This is a genomic window from Stenotrophomonas sp. G4 (assembly GCF_003428825.1).
Classification (GTDB): domain Bacteria; phylum Pseudomonadota; class Gammaproteobacteria; order Xanthomonadales; family Xanthomonadaceae; genus Stenotrophomonas; species Stenotrophomonas indicatrix.
The window spans coordinates 2,655,888-2,673,102 of the sequence record NZ_CP031741.1 but is presented as its reverse complement, the minus strand read 5'-3'; the positions used below and the strand labels follow the sequence as shown (position 1 = coordinate 2,673,102).

Genomic DNA, 17,215 nt, shown 5'->3' with positions numbered 1-17,215 from the left:
CCCATGATCATCTCCGCCTCCACCGATTACCGTGCCGCAGCGCAACGCCGGCTGCCGCCGTTCCTGTTCCACTACATCGATGGTGGCGCGTACGCCGAGCACACGCTGAAGCGCAACGTATCCGATCTGTCCGACATCGCGCTGCGCCAGCGCGTCCTGCGCAACATGTCCGACCTGAGCCTGGAAACCGAGCTGTTCGGCGAGAAACTGGCGATGCCGGTGGCACTGGCACCGGTCGGCCTGACCGGCATGTATGCCCGTCGCGGCGAAGTGCAGGCCGCGCGTGCAGCCGACAGCCGCGGCATTCCGTTCACGCTGTCCACGGTGTCGGTGTGCCCGATCGAAGAAGTCGCCCCGGCGATCCAGCGCCCGATGTGGTTCCAGCTGTACGTGCTGCGCGATCGCGGTTTCATGCGCAATGCGCTGGAGCGCGCGCAGGCGGCCGGTGTAACCACCCTGGTATTCACTGTCGACATGCCGGTGCCGGGCGCGCGCTATCGCGATGCACACTCCGGCATGAGTGGTCCGAACGCTGCAATGCGCCGCATCGGCCAGGCCATCACCCATCCGTGCTGGGCGTGGGACGTAGGCCTGCGCGGACGCCCGCATGACCTCGGCAACATCTCCACCTACCGTGGCAACCCGACCGGCCTGGAGGACTACATCGGCTGGCTGGGCAGCAACTTCGATCCGTCCATTTCGTGGAAGGACCTGGAGTGGATCCGTGAGTTCTGGAAAGGCCCGATGGTGATCAAGGGCATCCTCGACCCGGACGATGCGCGTGATGCGGTCGCGTTCGGCGCCGATGGCATCGTGGTCTCCAACCATGGCGGCCGCCAGCTCGATGGCGTGCTGTCCACCGCACGGGCGTTGCCGGCCATCGCCGACGCCGTACAGGGTGACCTGAAGATCCTCGCCGATTCGGGCATCCGCACCGGCCTGGACGTGGTGCGCATGCTGGCGCTGGGCGCCGACACCGTGCTGCTGGGCCGCGCGTTCGTCTACGCTCTTGCCGCGCAGGGCGAGGCCGGCGTGGCCAACCTGCTGGACCTGATCGCAAAGGAAATGCGCGTGGCGATGACCCTGACCGGCGCGCACCGCATCGCCGACATCGGCCGTGATTCGCTGGTGCGCCTGCCATGACTGATCGCAACAAGGTGCTGGAACAGTTGCGTGCCGCGGTGGGGGACCGCCACGTACTGACCGGCGACAAGGCCACCCGTCGCTTCCGTCGCGGCTACCGCTTCGGTGACGGCCCGGTACTGGCGGTGGTGCGCCCGGGCACGCTGCTGCAATTGTGGAACGTGCTGCAGGCCGCGGTGCAGGGCGGGGCCGCGATCATCCTGCAGGCGGCCAATACCGGCCTGACCGGTGGCTCGACCCCGGACGGCGATGACTACGGCCGGCCGATCGTGCTGGTCAGCACCCTGCGCCTGACCGGCATCCAGCTGTTGAACGAAGGCCGCCAGGTGCTGTGCCTGCCCGGCGCGACGCTGGACCGGCTGGAGCAGACGCTGGCGCCGCTGGGCCGCGAACCGCACTCGGTGATCGGCTCGTCGTGCATCGGCGCCTCGGTGCTGGGCGGCATCTGCAACAACTCCGGTGGCGCGCTGGTGCGCCGTGGCCCGGCCTATACCGAACTGGCGCTGTATGCGCAGGTCGATGTGCGGGGGGAGCTGCAGCTGGTCAACCATCTGGGCATCGCGCTGGGCGATACGCCCGAGCAGATCCTGCAACGCCTGCAGAGCGGTGACTACAGCGCTGCCGATGTCAGCGACGGTGATGGCCGCGCCGCCTCCGATCCGCGCTACGCCGAGGAAGTGCGCAAGGTCGATGCCGATACCCCGGCACGCTTCAACGCCGACCCCAGCCGCCATTTCGAGGCTGCCGGATCTGCCGGCAAGCTGGCGGTGTTCGCCGTGCGCCTGGACACCTTCGAGAAGGAGGCCGCCGAGCTCTTCTATATCGGCAGCAACCGCACCGACAGCCTCACCGCGATCCGCCGCCAGCTGCTGACCGGCTTCGAGCGCCTGCCCATCGCCGGCGAGTACATCCACCGTGATGCGTATGACATCGGCGAGCGCTACGGCAAGGACAGTTTCCTGCTGATCGACACGCTCGGTACCGCGCGCGTTCCGGCCGCATTCGCACTGAAGAGCCGGGTTGATGGCTGGTTCGAACGGCTGGGCCTGCGCGGTGTCACCGACCGCGTGATGCAGGCGCTGACCGGCCTGTTGCCCTCGCACCTGCCCAAGCGCATGGGCGAGTTCCGCCAGCGTTACGAGCATCATCTGCTGCTGAAGGTTTCCGCACAGGATGCGGCTGCCACCGAGGCCTGGCTGCGCGGCTTCTTCAACGACCACGAAGGCGGCTACTTCCATTGCACGGCGGACGAAGGACGCAAGGCCTTCCTGCATCGTTTCGCGGTGGCCGGTGCGGCGGTGCGCTACCGCGAAGTGCATCGCGACCAGGTGCAGGACATCGTGGCGTTGGACATTGCCCTGCGCCGGGACGACGCCGACTGGTTCGAGCAGCTGCCGGCCGATATCGATGGGCGCCTGCTGCACAAGCTGTACTACGGCCATTTCCTGTGCCATGTGTTCCACCAGGACTACATCGCGCGCAAGGGTGAGGACCCGATGGCCATCGAGCATGCGATGTGGGCGTTGCTGGACCAGCGCGGCGCGGAATACCCGGCCGAGCACAACGTCGGCCACCTGTATCCGGCCAAGCCGGCGCTGGCCGGCTTCTACCGCACGCTGGACCCGAGCAATACCTTCAACCCCGGTATCGGCCAGACGTCGAAGGCGAGAGGCTGGGGCAGCTGCGGCTGCGACGGGCATTGATGGTGAACTCGTCGAAAATTCGGATTCTTTGTATTCCAGGCTCATCGCCTTGGCACTAGCCTGAGCCCTTGCCTTAGACGGATACAGGATCGATGCAGAGCGCAAATGAAATATGGGTTTCCATCAAAGCGTCGCTTTTCGAGAAGAACTGTCTGGATGAGATGCAGCTACGGCCAGGAGCTTCCGAAAGTGAATTGATTGGACTGGAGACCAAGCTGGGAGTTGTTCTGCCAGATCTGCTGAAGCAGATGCTGATGATTCACGACGGACAGGATGGGTTAGGGCTTCTTTTCGGAAATCAGATGCTCTCGATAGCGGAGATCCAGCGACATTGGCAGGGATGGCGGGAGATCGAGGCTGACGGGATGAACGAAGACTGCGCTGAGTTCATGGGGCTAGCCCTCCTGGGGTGGTGAAGCCCATGTACTCGAATGCGCGCTGGATACCGCTCACGCATGATGGTGGTGGAAATCATATGGGCCTGGACTTCGATCCGGATGCGGGAGGGGCTGAGGGCCAGATGATTTCATTTGGCGCCGACGAAGATACGAAATATCTTCTCGCACGTACTTTTGATGATTTTGTGGCGAAGGCCTTGGAGTGGATCCAACAGTCGCGTTGGAATGACGGCGACCTGCAGTCCATGGCCGATGATGGTTTTGCTCCTCCCGCGATTCTGCGTAGCATCAGCGGATAGCCTTGGATTTCGCTCTCTTGATGGCTCCCTGCATTGCTCGCGACGTGATCGGAAATTGATTCGGGGAGCCCGTTCTTCTCTGCGTTATCATCCGGGTTCCCTAGGCACGCACCGATGCGCAGGAATTGCGATGCAGAGAACGACTATTCGCACCGTGCTGAGCACGCTGCTGCTGTCCGCTCCGCTGCTTGCGGAGGCTGCCGCACCCGTTCAATACGATGCCGCAGGCAACCGACTTGAAGCGCTATTGCTGCAGGGAGGGCAGGGACCGGACGGCCCGGAGCGCTACTGCACTGCTGATGGCCAGTGGTGCGTGCAGGCCCTGCCTTCAGCGGGTGAAGGCCAGCCGGCCTCGCTGGAAGTTGCCGAGCGCGCGGATGCTGAAGGCGAGCCGCAGATGCGCTACGTGCCCATCGACGTGGTTGACGATGGCGACCTGCGGGTCTGGCCCTTCATCGTGCGCCTGGCTCCCGGCGCCGGGGCAGCCCAGGCCGTGGCCGATCCACAACAGGCCGCATTGCAGAACGTGCTTGTCGGCGGTCTGGTGGAGGCCCGTGCGATGTATTCCGGCGGCGGTGCCAGCGCATCGACCCTGCACCTGGCGCGCATCCGTCATCTCGACGATGGCATCCAGGTGGACGCCGACGTGCTGTCCGTTGCGTGGTCGGCCAACAAGATGATCCGGGCCTGTTTCAGCGAGCGCGATTTTGATCAGCGTGCCGGCGCCTGCCATGACGAGTACAGCTTCGATGCGGAACTTGCGCTGGCAACCGAAGCGCAGGACATGCCCGTACTGCGCTACCAGACCGGGGCCACCAACTATCCGGCCGGGGCATCACCGCAGAGAGACTCGCTGGCCAAAGGGCGGTTGACGAAGAAGGACCTGCGCACCGAACAGGATGCGCAATGCAGCTACACGCGTACCTTCCGCTTCACGTCAGGGGCGTACCAACCGGACCGGCCGCTGCCGGAGTGCTCGGCCTACACCGAGCCCTGAACCATGGAGCCGGGCGCATGCCCGGCTCTGAGCAACGCCCGTGACGCGCTTACTCGCAGCGGGTGGCAGTGATGACGTTGTCCTTGTCCACGAACACGCGCAGGCGGTCCTGGCGGATGTCCTTGGTGGTGATGGTGGCCGGGCCGATGGGGTTGACCATGCCGGCGCCGCTTTCGCTGGACAGGCGGCGGATGTTCGGCTCGTTGGCGGGCTGGCCGATGGCCCAGCCCAGCTGGCTGGCATCGCAGTGGCCGGTACCCTTTACCTGCGGGCCTGGCGTGCTGACACAGGCGGCCAGCAGCAGGGGGGGCGCGAGGGCGGCGAGGGCAAGGCGGGCAGGGGCGAGTCGGATCATCGGGAAGGCTCCAGGGGGCGTGATGGCGCCACCATAGCACCGCCTCTGAACTGGCGGCATGCGTTGGATCAAGACACGGTGTTCACGGCGCGCCGGCGTGGCCGCGCTTGATCGCCTCCCAGACCCTGTCCACGTGCGCGCGCAGCGCTGGCGCAGCCGATGCCAATGCGGGATCGTCCTGGCGCTCGCCACCGAAGGGTTCGTCGCCCTCCACTTGCACCAGCGACTCGCCACGCACTTCGTAGTACTGCTCGCCCTGGCGAAGGCCGATGCGCAGTTGCTGCGGGTCCACCCCGCCGCCACAGAAACTGTGGCTGGCCAACGTCAACTCGGCGCGGCCATCGTTGTCCAGGTCGGTTGCGGCTACCTGATCCAGGAAATAGCCGGCGTCCAGGTCCAGGCCTTCGCATTGGACCGGATCGTCCACGCTCCAGCGCGACGCCCATGGGGTCGCCTCATCGGCGCGCCGGAACAGTTCCGCACGCAGCGTAATCTGATCCAGCGGCTCTTCGTCGCCCTGCGCCTGCACTGTCTGCTCGCTGCGCGAAAGCAGCAGCATAGCTCTCCGTGTCCACCGGTCCATGCAAACTGAAGTGACGCCATAGGGTCGTCTTTTGCGACGTAGATTCCAGTGCGCGGCGGAACTTGATTGGTTCGCACGACAATGTCGGTGCGGATGCGGAATATTGGAACTCGATGCGTGTCTATGACGCCCTCGTTCCAGAGAAACCAGTGAATATAATCGTCCATGGTCGACGGACGAGCAACGATTCGCGAGAGTTGACGAGCATAATTGAACACTCTTTCTGTAGCTTCGCGGAAGACGGATTCCTGCTCCGGCGTCGCCCAGACCATCTGGTAGGCGTACTCCTCCAGCATACGAGCGCATTGGTGCTCGCCGGCAACGCTATACTGCTCGATTGAGCGCAGCGCTATGTCCTTGACGATGCCTTGACGAAATTCCATCAGTGCAGGGTAGGCGTACGTCGAGAAGTGCGATGCCGTATTTTGGGAGCTCCAGCCGGCCAATGCTCTGCCTGCCGCATCCAGATGCGAGCGCTCATCGAGCATCTGGTCGGTCAGGGCCAGAAGGCTGTCAATCTGCGGCAGCAGGGCCTTCAGGTAATCCATCGAGGTGAAATGATGGATGAGGGCGGCCTGGCGCTTGTGCCACGGATTCAGTTCCATAGGGGGCGGCATGCTTCTGATCGGGCAGCTCCAGAAAGAGCAGGGTGGGGGATGAGGTGTGCTTCAGCCCATCGTCGGCGGCGTCTGATCCTGGGCCCAGATCCAGAAGGTATCGCCCCAGTCGCTGTTGATTGTGGGGAAGACATCACCTTGTTTGAAGTAACGTCGGCTGCCCTGGGCAGGGGTGTACCACCAGCCATCCTGGGGGCACAGTTCGCCAGCGGCAACACGGCTGATGCGCGTTTCGTCGGCTGTCGCTGATGTAGCTTGTCGGGCGTAGTCAGCAAGATCCTTGGGATAGAACGCCATGTCGCGATAGCTTGAATCGTCGATGCCGAGAACGATGGTGGTCGCTGCGGCCTCCCAGGACCAATACCCGTAGAAGGAGATATCGCCTTCTCCGTGCTGGTCGATGTAGGGTTCACGTCGGCTGGCGTGGTACCACTCGTCCAGGTAGGGCGCCATCAGCGCCGGGCGCTTGTCGGGCGTGGCATCGAAGACTTTGAACAGCTTGCGGTAGGGCAGATGGCGGGTTGCCGTATCGGGGATGGGTCTACCTGGAGCCCACGGCGCGACCAATCGTTCCAGCAGGCCGTCGTGGATGCCTAGTTCGGCGTTGACGTAGTCCAGGAATGCCATCACACGCGGCAGGTCGTTGGCATTGCCTGTAAGAATTCCAAAGCACACCATCCGCAGGGCAACGATCCAGTAGCTTTCGCTGACCAGGGGGGCGTGGGGAATACGCTCACCTGAAGTGTTCTCAGGCGAGTCATCATAAGCTTTGTCAAAGGATCCATACTCTTCTGCCCATTGCATAGCGTATGGCCAGATCTCAGCAAGCTGGTCAATTGGCGCACCTGCTGAGTACTGCAGGCTCATGAAGTCCAGCGTGTCCCAAAGACGTTGCTGTGTGGACATCATCAGGCCGGACTTTCTTGCCTTCGCAGCATGTTTTGGCAGATCCAAGGTAACCATGGCAATACCGCTCACAGTGTCCTTGAACTGAGCAAGATAGGTGCCGTAGCGCTGATTGGGCTCTCGTCGGTGTTCGAAGCCATCCTCACTGACCCTGCGGGCCATCCACTTCTTCCAATCAGGACTTTCAAGCTGCATGCGGGGTCTCACTTCAGAAGCGGATGTCAGGACGTTAGTCAGCAGCGCGATCTCCGCGCTCGGGGCGTTTCCGTCCACTTGTGCCAGGGCATCAATTCCATACAGGGGGGCGTACTTCGCATCGGGCAGCTCCAGAAAGAGCAGGGTGGGGGATGAGGTGTGCTTCAGCCCATCGTCGGCGGCGTCTGGTCCTGGGCCCAGATCCAGAAGGTATCGCCCCAGTCGCCGTTGATCGTGGGGAAGACATCACCTTGTTTGAAGTAGCGCCGGCTGCCCTGGGCAGGCGTGTACCACCAGCCCGCCACAGGTACCGGTTTGCCAGCCGCGACTCGATCCGGTCGACGATCCTGTCGACCCGTGCCAATGTAGCTGCCGTCGATGTCCTCGAACTCATCGGGGACGGGTTCGACGAAATGCCACTCGCAATCCTGCAGATCGAAGGACGCACCGGCAATCTGTGATGGTGCCAGCTTCGCCATATCGACCTGGACGTTGGACCAACCATAAGGATCCAGATGCCGGTTTGCATCAAGGAAGCGATACAGCGCTTCGGTATCTCCCCACAGTCCGTCGCGTCCAACCTCCTTCAGAGCCGCTCTTCCAACGTCATTGAGGGTCATGGCTGGGCATAGCTCTCCGTGTCCACCGGTCCATGCAAACTGAAGTGACGCCATAGGGTCGTCTTTTGCGACGTAGATTCCAGTGCGCGGCGGAACTTGATTGGTTCGCACGACAATGTCGGTGCGGATGCGGAATTTTGGAATTCGATGCGAGCTGATCACGCCCTTGTTCCAGAGCAGCCAGAACGAAAAATCATTCTTGACGGGCGGGCGTGCGACTAGCCCGGAGAGTTCGCGGGCATACCTGAATACTCTTTCTGCAGTTTCGCGGAACAATGCTTCCTGCTCCGGCGTCGCCCATGCCATCTGGTAGGCGTACTCCTCCAGCATACGAGCGCATTGGCGCTCGCCGGCAACGCTATACTGCTCGATTGAGCGCAGCGCTATGTCCTTGACGATGCCTTGACGAAATTCCATCAGTGCAGGGTAGGCGTACGTCGAGAAGTGCGATGCCGTATTTTGGGAGCTCCAGCCGGCCAATGCTCTGCCTGCCGCATCCAGATGCGAGCGCTCATCGAGCATCTGGTCGGTCAGGGCCAGAAGGCTGTCAATCTGCGGCAACAAGGCCTTCAGGTATTCCATCGAGGTGAAATGATGGATGAGGGCGGCCTGGCGCTTGTGCCACGGATTCAGTTCCATAGGGGGCGGCATGCTTCTGATCGGGCAGCTCCAGAAAGAGCAGGGTGGGGGATGAGGTGTGCTTCAGCCCATCGTCGGCGGCGTCTGATCCTGGGCCCAGATCCAGAAGGTATCGCCCCAGTCGCTGTTGATCGTGGGGAAGACATCGCCTTGTTTGAAGTAACGTCGGCTGCCCTGGGCAGGCGTGTACCACCAGCCCGCCACAGGTACCGGTTTGCCAGCCGCGACTCGATCCGGTCGACGATCCTGTCGACCCGTGCCAATGTAGCTGCCGTCGATGTCCTCGAACTCATCGGGGACGGGTTCGACGAAATGCCACTCGCAATCCTGCAGATCGAAGGAGGAACCGGCGATCACTGACGGTGCCACCTCGGCAACATCGGCTTGGGTGTCGGACCAACCATAGGGGTCCATGTGCCGGTTTGCATCGAGGAAGCGATACAGGGCCTCGGTATCTCCCCACAGTCCCTCGCGACCGATGTGCTTCAGAACTGCTCGTCCAACATCATTGAGGGCCATGGCCGGGCACAATTCTCCGTATCCCCCTGTCCATGCAAACTGAAGAGAGGCCATGGGATCGTCTTTCGCGACGTAGATGCCAGTGCGCGGCGGAACTTGATTGGTTCGCACGACAATGTCGGTGCGGATGCGGAATTTTGGAATTCGATGCGAGCTGATCACGCCCTTGTTCCAGAGCAGCCAGAATGAAAAATCATTCTTGACGGGCGGGCGTGCGACTAGCCCGGAGAGTTCGCGGGCATACCTGAATACTTTTTCTGCAGTTTCGCGGAACAATGCTTCCTGCTCCGGCGTCGCCCATGCCATCTGGTAGGCGTACTCCTCCAGCATACGAGAGCATTGGTGCTCGCCGGCCCGGCGGTAGCGCTCAATTGAACGCAGGGCGATGCTCTCGACAACAGCCTCTCGAAATTCCATCAGTGCAGGGTAGGCATAGGTGGAAAAGTGCGATGCCGTATTTTGGGAGCTCCAGCCAGCCAAGGCTCTTCCTGCCGTATCCAGATGCGAGCGCTCATCGAGGATCTGGTCGGTCAGGGCCAGAAGGCTGTCGATCTGCGGCAGCAGGGCCTTCAGGTACTCCATCGAGGTGAAATGATGGATGAGGGCGGCTTGCCGCTTGTGCCAAGGATTCAGTTCAAGGTATTGGATTTTCATATTCAGCGGTTCAGTTTCTGACCAGAGATGTTTGGCAGGCCCAGCTTCACATCGTTCAATTGAGTGCCAAAATCGGTGGTCCCCCAACCTGTGTCGAGGGGGCCAAGAATGCGAGGATTATTGATCTCGGTCCGGAGACTGACGTACTTCACCTGCTCATGCGGGGGCAGCAGCTTCCACTTGTCATAGGTCATGCTGCTCTTGGTCATGGCACCGTTCGTTTCATTGACCGCGTAGTACTCCGAGCTGTCGGCCAGAGTTCTCTTTCCTGGGGTGCCGACGGCATCGTATTCAAAGGCAGCATCGAACTTGATCTGTTCGTAGCCTCCTTCGAGGTAATGGCCCGACAGAGTGTCTTTTGTCTGCGCAGAGGCTGGGCCACGCCATACCTTCAACTCTTCGCCTGCCTTGAGTTCATAGATCACGAATTGTCCGTTGGGGTTCCAGTCAGGCCAGACTGCCAGGTACTTTCGCCATGTGGCCCTCGGGTTGGCTGACTTCATGATCGTATTGAAGACCTCCTCGCTAACCCAGTCCGCGCCTGCGCTGAAGTTCGCCGGTGAGACCACTCGATACAGCTTGGCGGGCCCCTTGATCGTATCGGCGCGCATGCCTTTGGCGAAGCTCTCGATCTGGCCATCGGTCAATTTTGGGAAGCCCTTTGCTGCCATTGCATCGACACGCGAACGATAGTCGGAAACCTCCAGCGGGATATTCTTTGTCGGCTTTCCCTTGCCAAGCCACGACGGCGACGGATCGATCCGCTTCATCAACGTCACCGCATGTGCCTCGGGTAGCGTACCGGTGAAGTGGAAGTTGCCCGCGTTGACGATGCCACGGCGCTGCACCATGTCTTCGAATTCGAGGCGCTTGATGATCGTGTCAAGGATTCGCTGTACGGGCGCGAGAACCTCACCGATGTAGTTGTCGGCGATCTTGCGGATGCCAACGACGAGGTCGATCGTTGCCTGCGCACGACTGCCCACCAGCGGAATGTCAGCAACCTTGCCCAAGAGGTTGCGCATCAGCAGCACTGCACGATCAAAGGCCTTCAACAGCTCTGCCTTGGTCACCAAGCCACGCACGATGCGGGTCTGCTTCGCCAGCTCATGGAACACGCGATCCCAGCGCATGGCTTTCCAGTACTTGGCAACTTCACGCCGGCGCAGAAGGGTGATGACCCAACTCATGGCCTCATCGACAGCACGCACAAGGTGGTTCAGGCCGAGGCGGCGGACGAAGAGGAAGAAGATCTTCAGTACACCCTTCAGCAGGGAGCCGAGGGTAGGGATCAGGCCGATGAGGGTCAGGACCAGTCCGATCCATGCCCAGGAGTTGCTCTTGTCCTCGTTGATCTCTTTGCAGTTGGCAATGATGTCGCGGACATCGCAGACCTGGTCTACACCGGGAATCATGGAAATGGCAGTGTCGAACACGATCTGCCCGGTGGTGCGCTCCTGGTTGAAGTCACCTTGGATCGACTCCCACAGCCATACGAAGACATTCTTGCCGCCATCGACAGCGCTCTTGTACTGCTCGCTGATGAATGCAAGGGCTTCGCGAAGCTGCTGGAGTGAAACGGGGGCTGCCTGGTTGGGGAGATCGGCGCGTGGATCACCCATGGCGAGGATCCTGTTGGGGATTGGCGATCAGCTCCAGGTCGGGCCACTTGTCTTCCGGATCAGGTTGGCGAGGTTCGTAGACGACCTTTTCCACTTCCTGCTTCGGGATGGGCTCGTGATGGGCCTTGCCGGCATCGTCCAGCTTTCCCTTGATGACTGAGCCGTTCTTGAAGTGAATTTCATAAGGGGTGCCTGCCATGGCTTGCAGCGTCTCCACGTCGCGATAGTCCAATGCGATCCAGTCGGGAATGCTCTGGAGTCCTCCAGGAAGCGGAGGAATGAACGGGGCGAAGCTCTCTCCCCCCATGAACGGATGCTCTCCCGCCTTCACCTTGAACTCGCCCGGGCAGCTGAAGGTGATGTTGCCGCCCTCCAGCGTGATCGCGCTGCTGCCGGCCTGCAGCACTACCTTGGTCTGCGCCAGCACGTCGATGCGGTCGTCAGTGGCGGTGATGGTCAGCGCCTGATCGCTCAGCAGCTCCAGTTCGCCGTCGTTGGCCTGCAGGCTGACCGGGCCGTTGGCGGCGATCACCCGCAGCGGACCGCTCTGCGCGAACAGCGAGACATGCTCGCCGGACACGGTCGCAATGGTCTCACCGGCGCTGACGTGCAGGTCCTGCTGCACCGTCATCTGCAGGTTCTGCCCGGCGTAGGCCACCGCGCTGGCCGGCGTGGTCCAGACCACATGGTGCGGCGCCTCGGCCAGCAGCAGCGGTTTGCCCAGCCGTTCCACCGGCTGATCACCGGGGCTGCGGCCATCGCTGCCGGGTTTCATCGCACTCTGCCCGTTCACCTCGCCCTGGAAGCGGCCTTGCGCCTGTGGGTCGATCTGCTCGCGCAGCTGCTTGGTGCGCTGGTACTCGGCCAGCCCCGGCACCTGCTGCTGGGCCAGGGTCTGCTGCATCTGTTCCAGGCTGCGCTCGGCGCCTTTCAACTGCGCCACCACGCTGGCGTTGTCCATCACCGTGGACGCCGCGCGCGCCTGCAGGCTGGCCGACAGCAGCAGGCCTTCGCCGGCATGCACGTTGCCCCAGCCCTGGGTGGCCAGTTCGAAACCTTCGCCGCGCAGCGCGCCGCGGGCGGTGTCCTGGTGCGCGATCAGGTAGCCCAGCTCCAGGCGGCTGTCGGCCAGCGAGCTGTGCAGGCGGGTGCGCAGCTGCCCGGGCGTGTCGTCGATCACCCATTGCTGCGTGCCGCTGCCGTCATGGGCCTGGGTATGCAGGCCGCTGAGCACGCCGGGGTGGCGGGCGTTCTCGTCGATGCCGCCGCCGAAGGGCGGGGCGACCTCGCCGTTGTACAACTGGCCGGTGATGCGCGGCTGGTCGATGTCGCCGTGCAGGAACTCCACCAGGACTTCGCTGCCCACGCGCGGCAGGAAGGCGGTACCCCAGTTCGGGCCGGCCACCCATTCGGCCACCGGCACCCAGCTGCCGCTGGTGTGGTCGCCGGGGGCATGGCCGTGCTGGGCGCTGCCGGTATCGGTCAGGCCGCCGGGGTTGGGCTTGCTGCCACGCTGCCAGCCGAACTGGATGCGCACCTGGTGCTCGCGGTTGGGCGTCACCGCGGTGTCGGCGATGCCGACCACGCGCGCGGTCTGCGGACCGTGCAGGGTTGGCCGGTCCTGCGGCAGGGCACGCAGCGGCACGCCGGCGCCGGTGGCCAGGAACCGGTTGCGGTAGGCGCCGCGCTCCAGCCCGGTGCTGCCCAGCAGCTCGGCGATGCCCTGGTCCAGGTTGTTCAGGGCCACATGCTGTACTGCCAGCAGCTGGAAGGCCTGGCCTTCGTGCTGCGGGTGCTGGGCCAGGGTGAAGGTGTTGCCGGCACCGAGCTGGCGCTCGCTGCCGCCGCCGCTGTAGAGCACCTGGCCCACGCGCAGCGCGTCCAGCCGTGCCTGTGCTTCGGCGTCGGCCCAGCCCGGCTGGGCGAAACGGCCGGCGCGCGGCTGCACGTAGACTTCCAGGGCGGGCAGGCTGCCGGCCTCGGCGCTGGACTGCGCGGCCACGGCACCGACCTGCTCGCTGTGCCAGCTGGCCACGGTGCTGGCGTTGGGCACCAGCTGCTGGCGCTCGGCGAAGGCGGTGATGCCATCGCTGGCCTCGGCCATGTCGGCGCGGTGGAAGCGCACGCGGCCTGCGTCGGGCAGCTCGGCCCCCGGCTCGAACACCACCAGGGTATGCCCGGCCTCATCGCCCTGTGCCTGCTCGATGCGCCAGGCCAGGCCGGCCTCGGCCAGCAGGCGGGTGACGAAGGCCCAGTCGGTTTCGCGGTACTGGGTGGTGATCGCGCGTGCCGGCAGATCGGCCTGCACGTCAAAGCGGAACACCGCCTGCGGGTAGTCGGCGAAGATCTGTTCGCAGATGGCGCGGGTATCCAGATCCTGGAAGATCACCGCATTGCGGCGCAGGCGCAGCAGCGCCGTCCACGGCTCGAGGATCAGCCGGTAGCGGGCCAGGCCGCCATCGCTGCCCAACTGCGCGGCCTCGGTGCACAGCCCGTGCCATTGCCGCAGTGAGCCGTCGGCCTGGCGCAGCTGCAGGGTCAACGGTTGTTCCAGCCACGGCTCCAGGTCCAGGAACGCGTCGGTGGACAGGCAGTCGATCTGCAGGCGGTTGTCGCCGCAGACCGATTCGATGCCTTCGAAGCGCTCGACCACCAGGCCGTCATCAGGCCCCTTCAGCTGGATCAGGCGTTCGCGATGGGACAGCGAAGCGAGGGATGCGAGCAGTGAGGAGCTTGGGATGTCCATATCATCAGGCTCATGGCAGGGTGATCGTGATGTGGGCGGTGCGCTCGGGCATCTGCACCACGTCGTTGTAGGCGGCCAGCTGTTGGCGTGTTTCGTGGCCGAGGTAGGTCCGCACGCCGAAGAAGGCCACGATGCCGAAGCAGCCCACCACTACCGCCGGCAGCCACAACGGCACCACCCGGCGCAGGCTGTGGCGCACGTTGTCCGGCGGCAGTGCGTGCGGTGCGAACCCATGGCGCTTGCCCTTCAGGTAGACGATCTCATCGCCCAGGCGGGCGGTCAGGTAGCCCAGCTTCTCGGTGCCTTCCAGCCGGTACTTGCCTTCGAAGCCCATCAACAGGCAGTAGTGGTAGACCTCCAGCGAGGGCAGGCGCGCGGCGCCCTGGCGGCGGAGTTCTTCCAGGCGGTCGAAGAAGTGTTCGCCGGCCAGATGCTCGCCGAACAGGCGCAGCTGCAGCGGGTTGCGTTCCCAGGTTTCGTGCAGCGGTGAAGGCTGCGACAGGATCGCCTCGTCCACCGCAGCGCAGAACGCGTACTTGGCCGCGTAGACGTCTTCCGAGGCCACGCCCAGGCGCATCGCATTGCGTTCCACGCCATCAAGGAACTTCTGCACCGTCTGCACGAAGCTCTCGGCATCGTGCGGCAACTGGCCGCGCTTGAGCAGCAGCAGCAGGTAGAAGCCGTCGGACATCAGGTCCTGCAGGCTCTGCGGATTGGCCGCCTGCGGCGTCGGGTTGACCATCGCGCCGTTGGCGGTCAGCGACGGCATCGGGCCCGGGGTCGGGGGCAGGGGAGAGTTCATCATGAGGTCACCGCCACAAGTTCCATCTTCAGTTCGGCAATGCCGGCCGGCACGTAGATCATCACCGACTGCGCCTTGAGCATGCGTTCATACAGCGCACCACGCGCGTCGAGCTCGAAGTAATGGCTGCCAGGACGCACCGGGATTGCTGCCGGCACCTGCGCGGCGTGGGTCAGCTTCACGCCGGGCAACGCGGACAGTACGCACTTTTCCACGTCGTCCGGCGCGCCGACCTTGAAACGCACCGGTACGCTCTGGATCAGCTCCTGCGCCGGCAGCGACGCGGACACGGACAGGTAGAACGAGGCATTGCCGTCGATGCGCTGCGAATCGAGCCGGCCGAGGTGGTAGGACGGCTTGATCTCGTTCAGCGCGATCTTGAAATAGCGCGTGGAGATCACGGTATCCAGCAGGGCGCGTACGATCTCCAGCAGCTTGCGGAACGAGGCTTCCGGTTGATCGTGGCGATACACCGGCAGGTCGCCCAGCTGGTAGGCGTTGGAGAAGGTCAGCAGCGCGCCAGCCATGCGCAGCAGCTCCTGGTGCAGGCGCTCGGGGTGCAGCTGCGGATGGTGCAGCAGATGGGCCAGCGCACTGAAGGAGCTGTTGATCGTGTGCAGCAGCCAGAACGAGGCGATGTCGCCAGAACGGAATTCGATGATGTTCTGCGAGGTCTGCCGGTGCAGCCCGTACAACGCATCCACTTTGGCCTGCAGCGCATCGAGCACCGCGCGCAGCTCGCGATGCAGGAACGGCGATGCCTGCAACTGGGCGCATGGTGGAATGTACTCATCGTCCAGTTCGAAGCCACCGCTGGAGGTGCGTCGTACGCGCGCGATCGGCACCGTGGCGTAGGCATCGCGCGGCTGGTCGTCGGTAAGCAGCTTCACTGCCTTGCTGAGGAACGCGAGCTCGGCTTCGACGGCATCGGTGAACAGGTCCTGGGTGTCGCGGTTGGCCTGACGATAGCGCGCCAGTACCGTGCCTTCAGCGTCGGCGCAGTTGGCGCCATCATCACGCAGCAGCGGCAGTGCCAGGTAGACCAGTGTGGACTGGACGCCCGGCGGCAGCTCCTGCAGCGAAACGGCATCGGGGAGGCTGTCGTGTGCGGGCGCGTCATAGCTCTCGCCGTCGGGGAACACGGCCGACAGGTCGAGCGGGCGCAGCGTGCCACCAGACAGTGCATGGGGATCGAAACGCACCCGGCGTGCGCCCCATGCGTAGGGGTGCAGGGTCTGAGAGAGATCCTGCAGCCGTGCTTCGTGATAGGCGTCCTGACGCTGGAAGTGCTGGGGACGCAGGAACAGGCCTTCCCCCCAGAGAACCTTCGACATCCTGCTTACATAAGCCACGTTCTATCCTTGGAAATAGCTTGAAAAAGTCGCTGTTGGAGGCCGTTCCGCGCTCCTCGCGATCGCAGCGGCGCAAGCCGTTTCAGTAATGTGAAAGTGTGATTCGCATCGCACATTCAAATGCATCGGGCGATCGCTGCACCGGGGGATACTATCGCATCGATGAAATCCAGTGCCAGAATTCCGGCGCGATACTACTTCGAACCCGCACAACGAATGGATGCAAGACTGCCCGGATCACCGGAAATGCGTGTCAACAGCGCTTTGCTGTCGCTGGTCAACGCGCAGGCGTGGACGCCGATGGTGACACCATCCTGTGGCAGCGTCTTGCCCTTGGTATCGAACGCGAGCCGCCAGCGGTTCTCGGCCGGCGCGCGGAACAGGGCGACAACGCCGAGCACTGCACTTCCTTCACTCAGCTGTTCGGACAATTCCTGGCGGGCACCGGGGGTCAGTACCACTTCGTTGACCGAAAGCAGGTCCGCGCCGAGTGCAGCCTGCTCGCCGGCCTGGTCGAGGAATGCATTGAAGGGCGCCTGCTCGAAGCGTTGCAGGCTGCGCAGATGGTAGATCTTGACCACGGCAGCCGTGGCGCGTTTGTCGTTGCCGGCGTTGAGGTTGCTGCCGGCATACAGGCGCAGCGGAATGACGGGAGGCGCTTCGGGCTTGTCCTCGCGGATGCCCACTGCCTGGAGAGTCTTGTCCATTGCCTTGCCCAGCTTGCTGTCGCTGGCGCAACCTGCCAGGGACATGGTCATGATCAGAGACAAAATCGTGACGGATATCACGCGTTGGAATGAGAAGAGTTGCGCATTCATGTGCGGTCGGTCGGCTCGAGGGCGGGGCGAAAATTGAGCGTATGAGTGTTTTCTGCTCGCGGGTATCACATTGGGATGTGAAGATTGTGTCTATCAGATTCGCCGTTTTCTTGACGAAATCCACTATACCGACGCGTATTCGCGAATGTACACTGCCGCCGGACAGGGGCAGGAATCCCGTGCGTTGTAGCGGCGGAGATTCTGTTTCCTTGAGGAACCAATTTCGACGAGGGATCACTATGGAAGT

Annotated in this window: 15 protein-coding genes; 5 read left to right on the top strand and 10 right to left on the bottom strand. The window is 63.2% G+C overall.

Going from position 1 to position 17,215, the window contains the following annotated elements; genetic code table 11:
• The first annotated feature begins 3 nt into the window (after nucleotides 1-3).
• From lldD to D0Y85_RS12315, 5 genes are all read left to right on the top strand, one after another.
• Nucleotides 4-1,143, top strand: a complete 1,140-nt coding sequence (lldD, locus tag D0Y85_RS12330) for an FMN-dependent L-lactate dehydrogenase LldD (RefSeq protein ID WP_117310677.1) — start codon at nucleotides 4-6, stop codon at nucleotides 1,141-1,143.
• The gene (dld, locus tag D0Y85_RS12325) at nucleotides 1,140-2,846 is read left to right on the top strand and encodes a D-lactate dehydrogenase (RefSeq protein WP_117310676.1); all 1,707 of its coding nucleotides are present in this window, start codon (nucleotides 1,140-1,142) and stop codon (nucleotides 2,844-2,846) included. Before lldD ends, dld begins: the two co-directional genes overlap by 4 nt.
• 92 nt (nucleotides 2,847-2,938) lie before the next feature.
• Nucleotides 2,939-3,262, top strand: coding sequence for an SMI1/KNR4 family protein (locus D0Y85_RS20995; protein WP_275897128.1), 324 nt, complete (start codon nucleotides 2,939-2,941; stop codon nucleotides 3,260-3,262).
• Between the two features lie 5 nt (nucleotides 3,263-3,267).
• A complete protein-coding gene (locus tag D0Y85_RS20990; RefSeq protein WP_275897127.1) occupies nucleotides 3,268-3,543 on the top strand; it encodes an SMI1/KNR4 family protein in 276 nt (91 codons plus the stop codon).
• 130 nt (nucleotides 3,544-3,673) lie between these two features.
• Nucleotides 3,674-4,540 (top strand): hypothetical protein, encoded by an 867-nt coding sequence (locus D0Y85_RS12315; RefSeq protein ID WP_117310675.1) that lies wholly within the window; start codon nucleotides 3,674-3,676, stop codon nucleotides 4,538-4,540.
• Nucleotides 4,541-4,589: 49 nt separating this feature from the next.
• Here D0Y85_RS12315 and D0Y85_RS12310 read toward each other — a convergent pair whose 3' ends face one another.
• The 10 genes from D0Y85_RS12310 to tssJ all read right to left on the bottom strand — a co-directional run bounded on the left by D0Y85_RS12310 (nucleotide 4,590) and on the right by tssJ (nucleotide 16,968).
• The gene (locus D0Y85_RS12310; RefSeq protein ID WP_117310674.1) at nucleotides 4,590-4,895 is read right to left on the bottom strand and encodes a hypothetical protein; all 306 of its coding nucleotides are present in this window, start codon (nucleotides 4,893-4,895) and stop codon (nucleotides 4,590-4,592) included.
• A gap of 82 nt (nucleotides 4,896-4,977) precedes the next feature.
• Nucleotides 4,978-5,454: a hypothetical protein gene (locus D0Y85_RS12305; RefSeq protein WP_162887667.1), complete on the bottom strand. Its 477-nt coding sequence runs from the start codon at nucleotides 5,452-5,454 to the stop codon at nucleotides 4,978-4,980.
• 692 nt (nucleotides 5,455-6,146) lie between these two features.
• Nucleotides 6,147-7,196 carry a PoNe immunity protein domain-containing protein gene (locus tag D0Y85_RS12295; protein WP_117311927.1) on the bottom strand — a complete coding sequence of 350 codons (1,050 nt, stop codon included), beginning with the start codon at nucleotides 7,194-7,196 and terminating at the stop codon, nucleotides 6,147-6,149.
• Between the two features lie 164 nt (nucleotides 7,197-7,360).
• Nucleotides 7,361-8,455, bottom strand: a complete 1,095-nt coding sequence (locus tag D0Y85_RS12290) for a hypothetical protein (protein ID WP_117310672.1) — start codon at nucleotides 8,453-8,455, stop codon at nucleotides 7,361-7,363.
• 63 nt (nucleotides 8,456-8,518) lie between these two features.
• On the bottom strand, nucleotides 8,519-9,628 hold the full coding sequence (locus tag D0Y85_RS12285) for a hypothetical protein (protein ID WP_117310671.1): 1,110 nt from the start codon (nucleotides 9,626-9,628) through the stop codon (nucleotides 8,519-8,521).
• Between the two features lie 2 nt (nucleotides 9,629-9,630).
• Nucleotides 9,631-11,250, bottom strand: a complete 1,620-nt coding sequence (locus tag D0Y85_RS12280) for a hypothetical protein (protein ID WP_117310670.1) — start codon at nucleotides 11,248-11,250, stop codon at nucleotides 9,631-9,633.
• Nucleotides 11,243-13,996, bottom strand: coding sequence for a type VI secretion system Vgr family protein (locus tag D0Y85_RS12275; protein WP_240329236.1), 2,754 nt, complete (start codon nucleotides 13,994-13,996; stop codon nucleotides 11,243-11,245). The genes D0Y85_RS12280 and D0Y85_RS12275 overlap by 8 nt, the downstream gene beginning before the upstream one ends.
• Nucleotides 13,997-14,006: 10 nt before the next feature.
• Complete coding sequence (gene icmH / locus D0Y85_RS12270; RefSeq protein WP_205420709.1) at nucleotides 14,007-14,801, bottom strand: type IVB secretion system protein IcmH/DotU; 795 nt, start codon at nucleotides 14,799-14,801, stop codon at nucleotides 14,007-14,009.
• The gene (tssK, locus tag D0Y85_RS12265; protein ID WP_117310668.1) at nucleotides 14,798-16,132 is read right to left on the bottom strand and encodes a type VI secretion system baseplate subunit TssK; all 1,335 of its coding nucleotides are present in this window, start codon (nucleotides 16,130-16,132) and stop codon (nucleotides 14,798-14,800) included. The genes icmH and tssK overlap by 4 nt, the downstream gene beginning before the upstream one ends.
• A gap of 212 nt (nucleotides 16,133-16,344) precedes the next feature.
• A complete protein-coding gene (tssJ, locus tag D0Y85_RS12260; protein WP_275897126.1) occupies nucleotides 16,345-16,968 on the bottom strand; it encodes a type VI secretion system lipoprotein TssJ in 624 nt (207 codons plus the stop codon).
• Nucleotides 16,969-17,215 lie beyond the last annotated feature (247 nt).

What these genes read in the sequence shown, in the direction of transcription:
- D0Y85_RS12275 (WP_240329236.1), bottom strand. Translation starts at nt 13,996, where the DNA reads ATGGACATCCCAAGCTCCTCACTGCTCGCATCCCTCGCTTCGCTGTCC.
- D0Y85_RS20990 (WP_275897127.1), top strand. Translation starts at nt 3,268, where the DNA reads ATGTACTCGAATGCGCGCTGGATACCGCTCACGCATGATGGTGGTGGA.
- D0Y85_RS12315 (WP_117310675.1), top strand. Translation starts at nt 3,674, where the DNA reads ATGCAGAGAACGACTATTCGCACCGTGCTGAGCACGCTGCTGCTGTCC.
- D0Y85_RS12295 (WP_117311927.1), bottom strand. Translation starts at nt 7,196, where the DNA reads ATGCAGCTTGAAAGTCCTGATTGGAAGAAGTGGATGGCCCGCAGGGTC.
- D0Y85_RS12290 (WP_117310672.1), bottom strand. Translation starts at nt 8,455, where the DNA reads ATGGAACTGAATCCGTGGCACAAGCGCCAGGCCGCCCTCATCCATCAT.
- tssK (WP_117310668.1), bottom strand. Translation starts at nt 16,132, where the DNA reads ATGTCGAAGGTTCTCTGGGGGGAAGGCCTGTTCCTGCGTCCCCAGCAC.
- D0Y85_RS12310 (WP_117310674.1), bottom strand. Translation starts at nt 4,895, where the DNA reads ATGATCCGACTCGCCCCTGCCCGCCTTGCCCTCGCCGCCCTCGCGCCC.
- dld (WP_117310676.1), top strand. Translation starts at nt 1,140, where the DNA reads ATGACTGATCGCAACAAGGTGCTGGAACAGTTGCGTGCCGCGGTGGGG.
- D0Y85_RS20995 (WP_275897128.1), top strand. Translation starts at nt 2,939, where the DNA reads ATGCAGAGCGCAAATGAAATATGGGTTTCCATCAAAGCGTCGCTTTTC.
- tssJ (WP_275897126.1), bottom strand. Translation starts at nt 16,968, where the DNA reads ATGAATGCGCAACTCTTCTCATTCCAACGCGTGATATCCGTCACGATT.
- lldD (WP_117310677.1), top strand. Translation starts at nt 4, where the DNA reads ATGATCATCTCCGCCTCCACCGATTACCGTGCCGCAGCGCAACGCCGG.
- D0Y85_RS12280 (WP_117310670.1), bottom strand. Translation starts at nt 11,250, where the DNA reads ATGGGTGATCCACGCGCCGATCTCCCCAACCAGGCAGCCCCCGTTTCA.
- D0Y85_RS12285 (WP_117310671.1), bottom strand. Translation starts at nt 9,628, where the DNA reads ATGAAAATCCAATACCTTGAACTGAATCCTTGGCACAAGCGGCAAGCC.
- D0Y85_RS12305 (WP_162887667.1), bottom strand. Translation starts at nt 5,454, where the DNA reads ATGCTGCTGCTTTCGCGCAGCGAGCAGACAGTGCAGGCGCAGGGCGAC.
- icmH (WP_205420709.1), bottom strand. Translation starts at nt 14,801, where the DNA reads ATGATGAACTCTCCCCTGCCCCCGACCCCGGGCCCGATGCCGTCGCTG.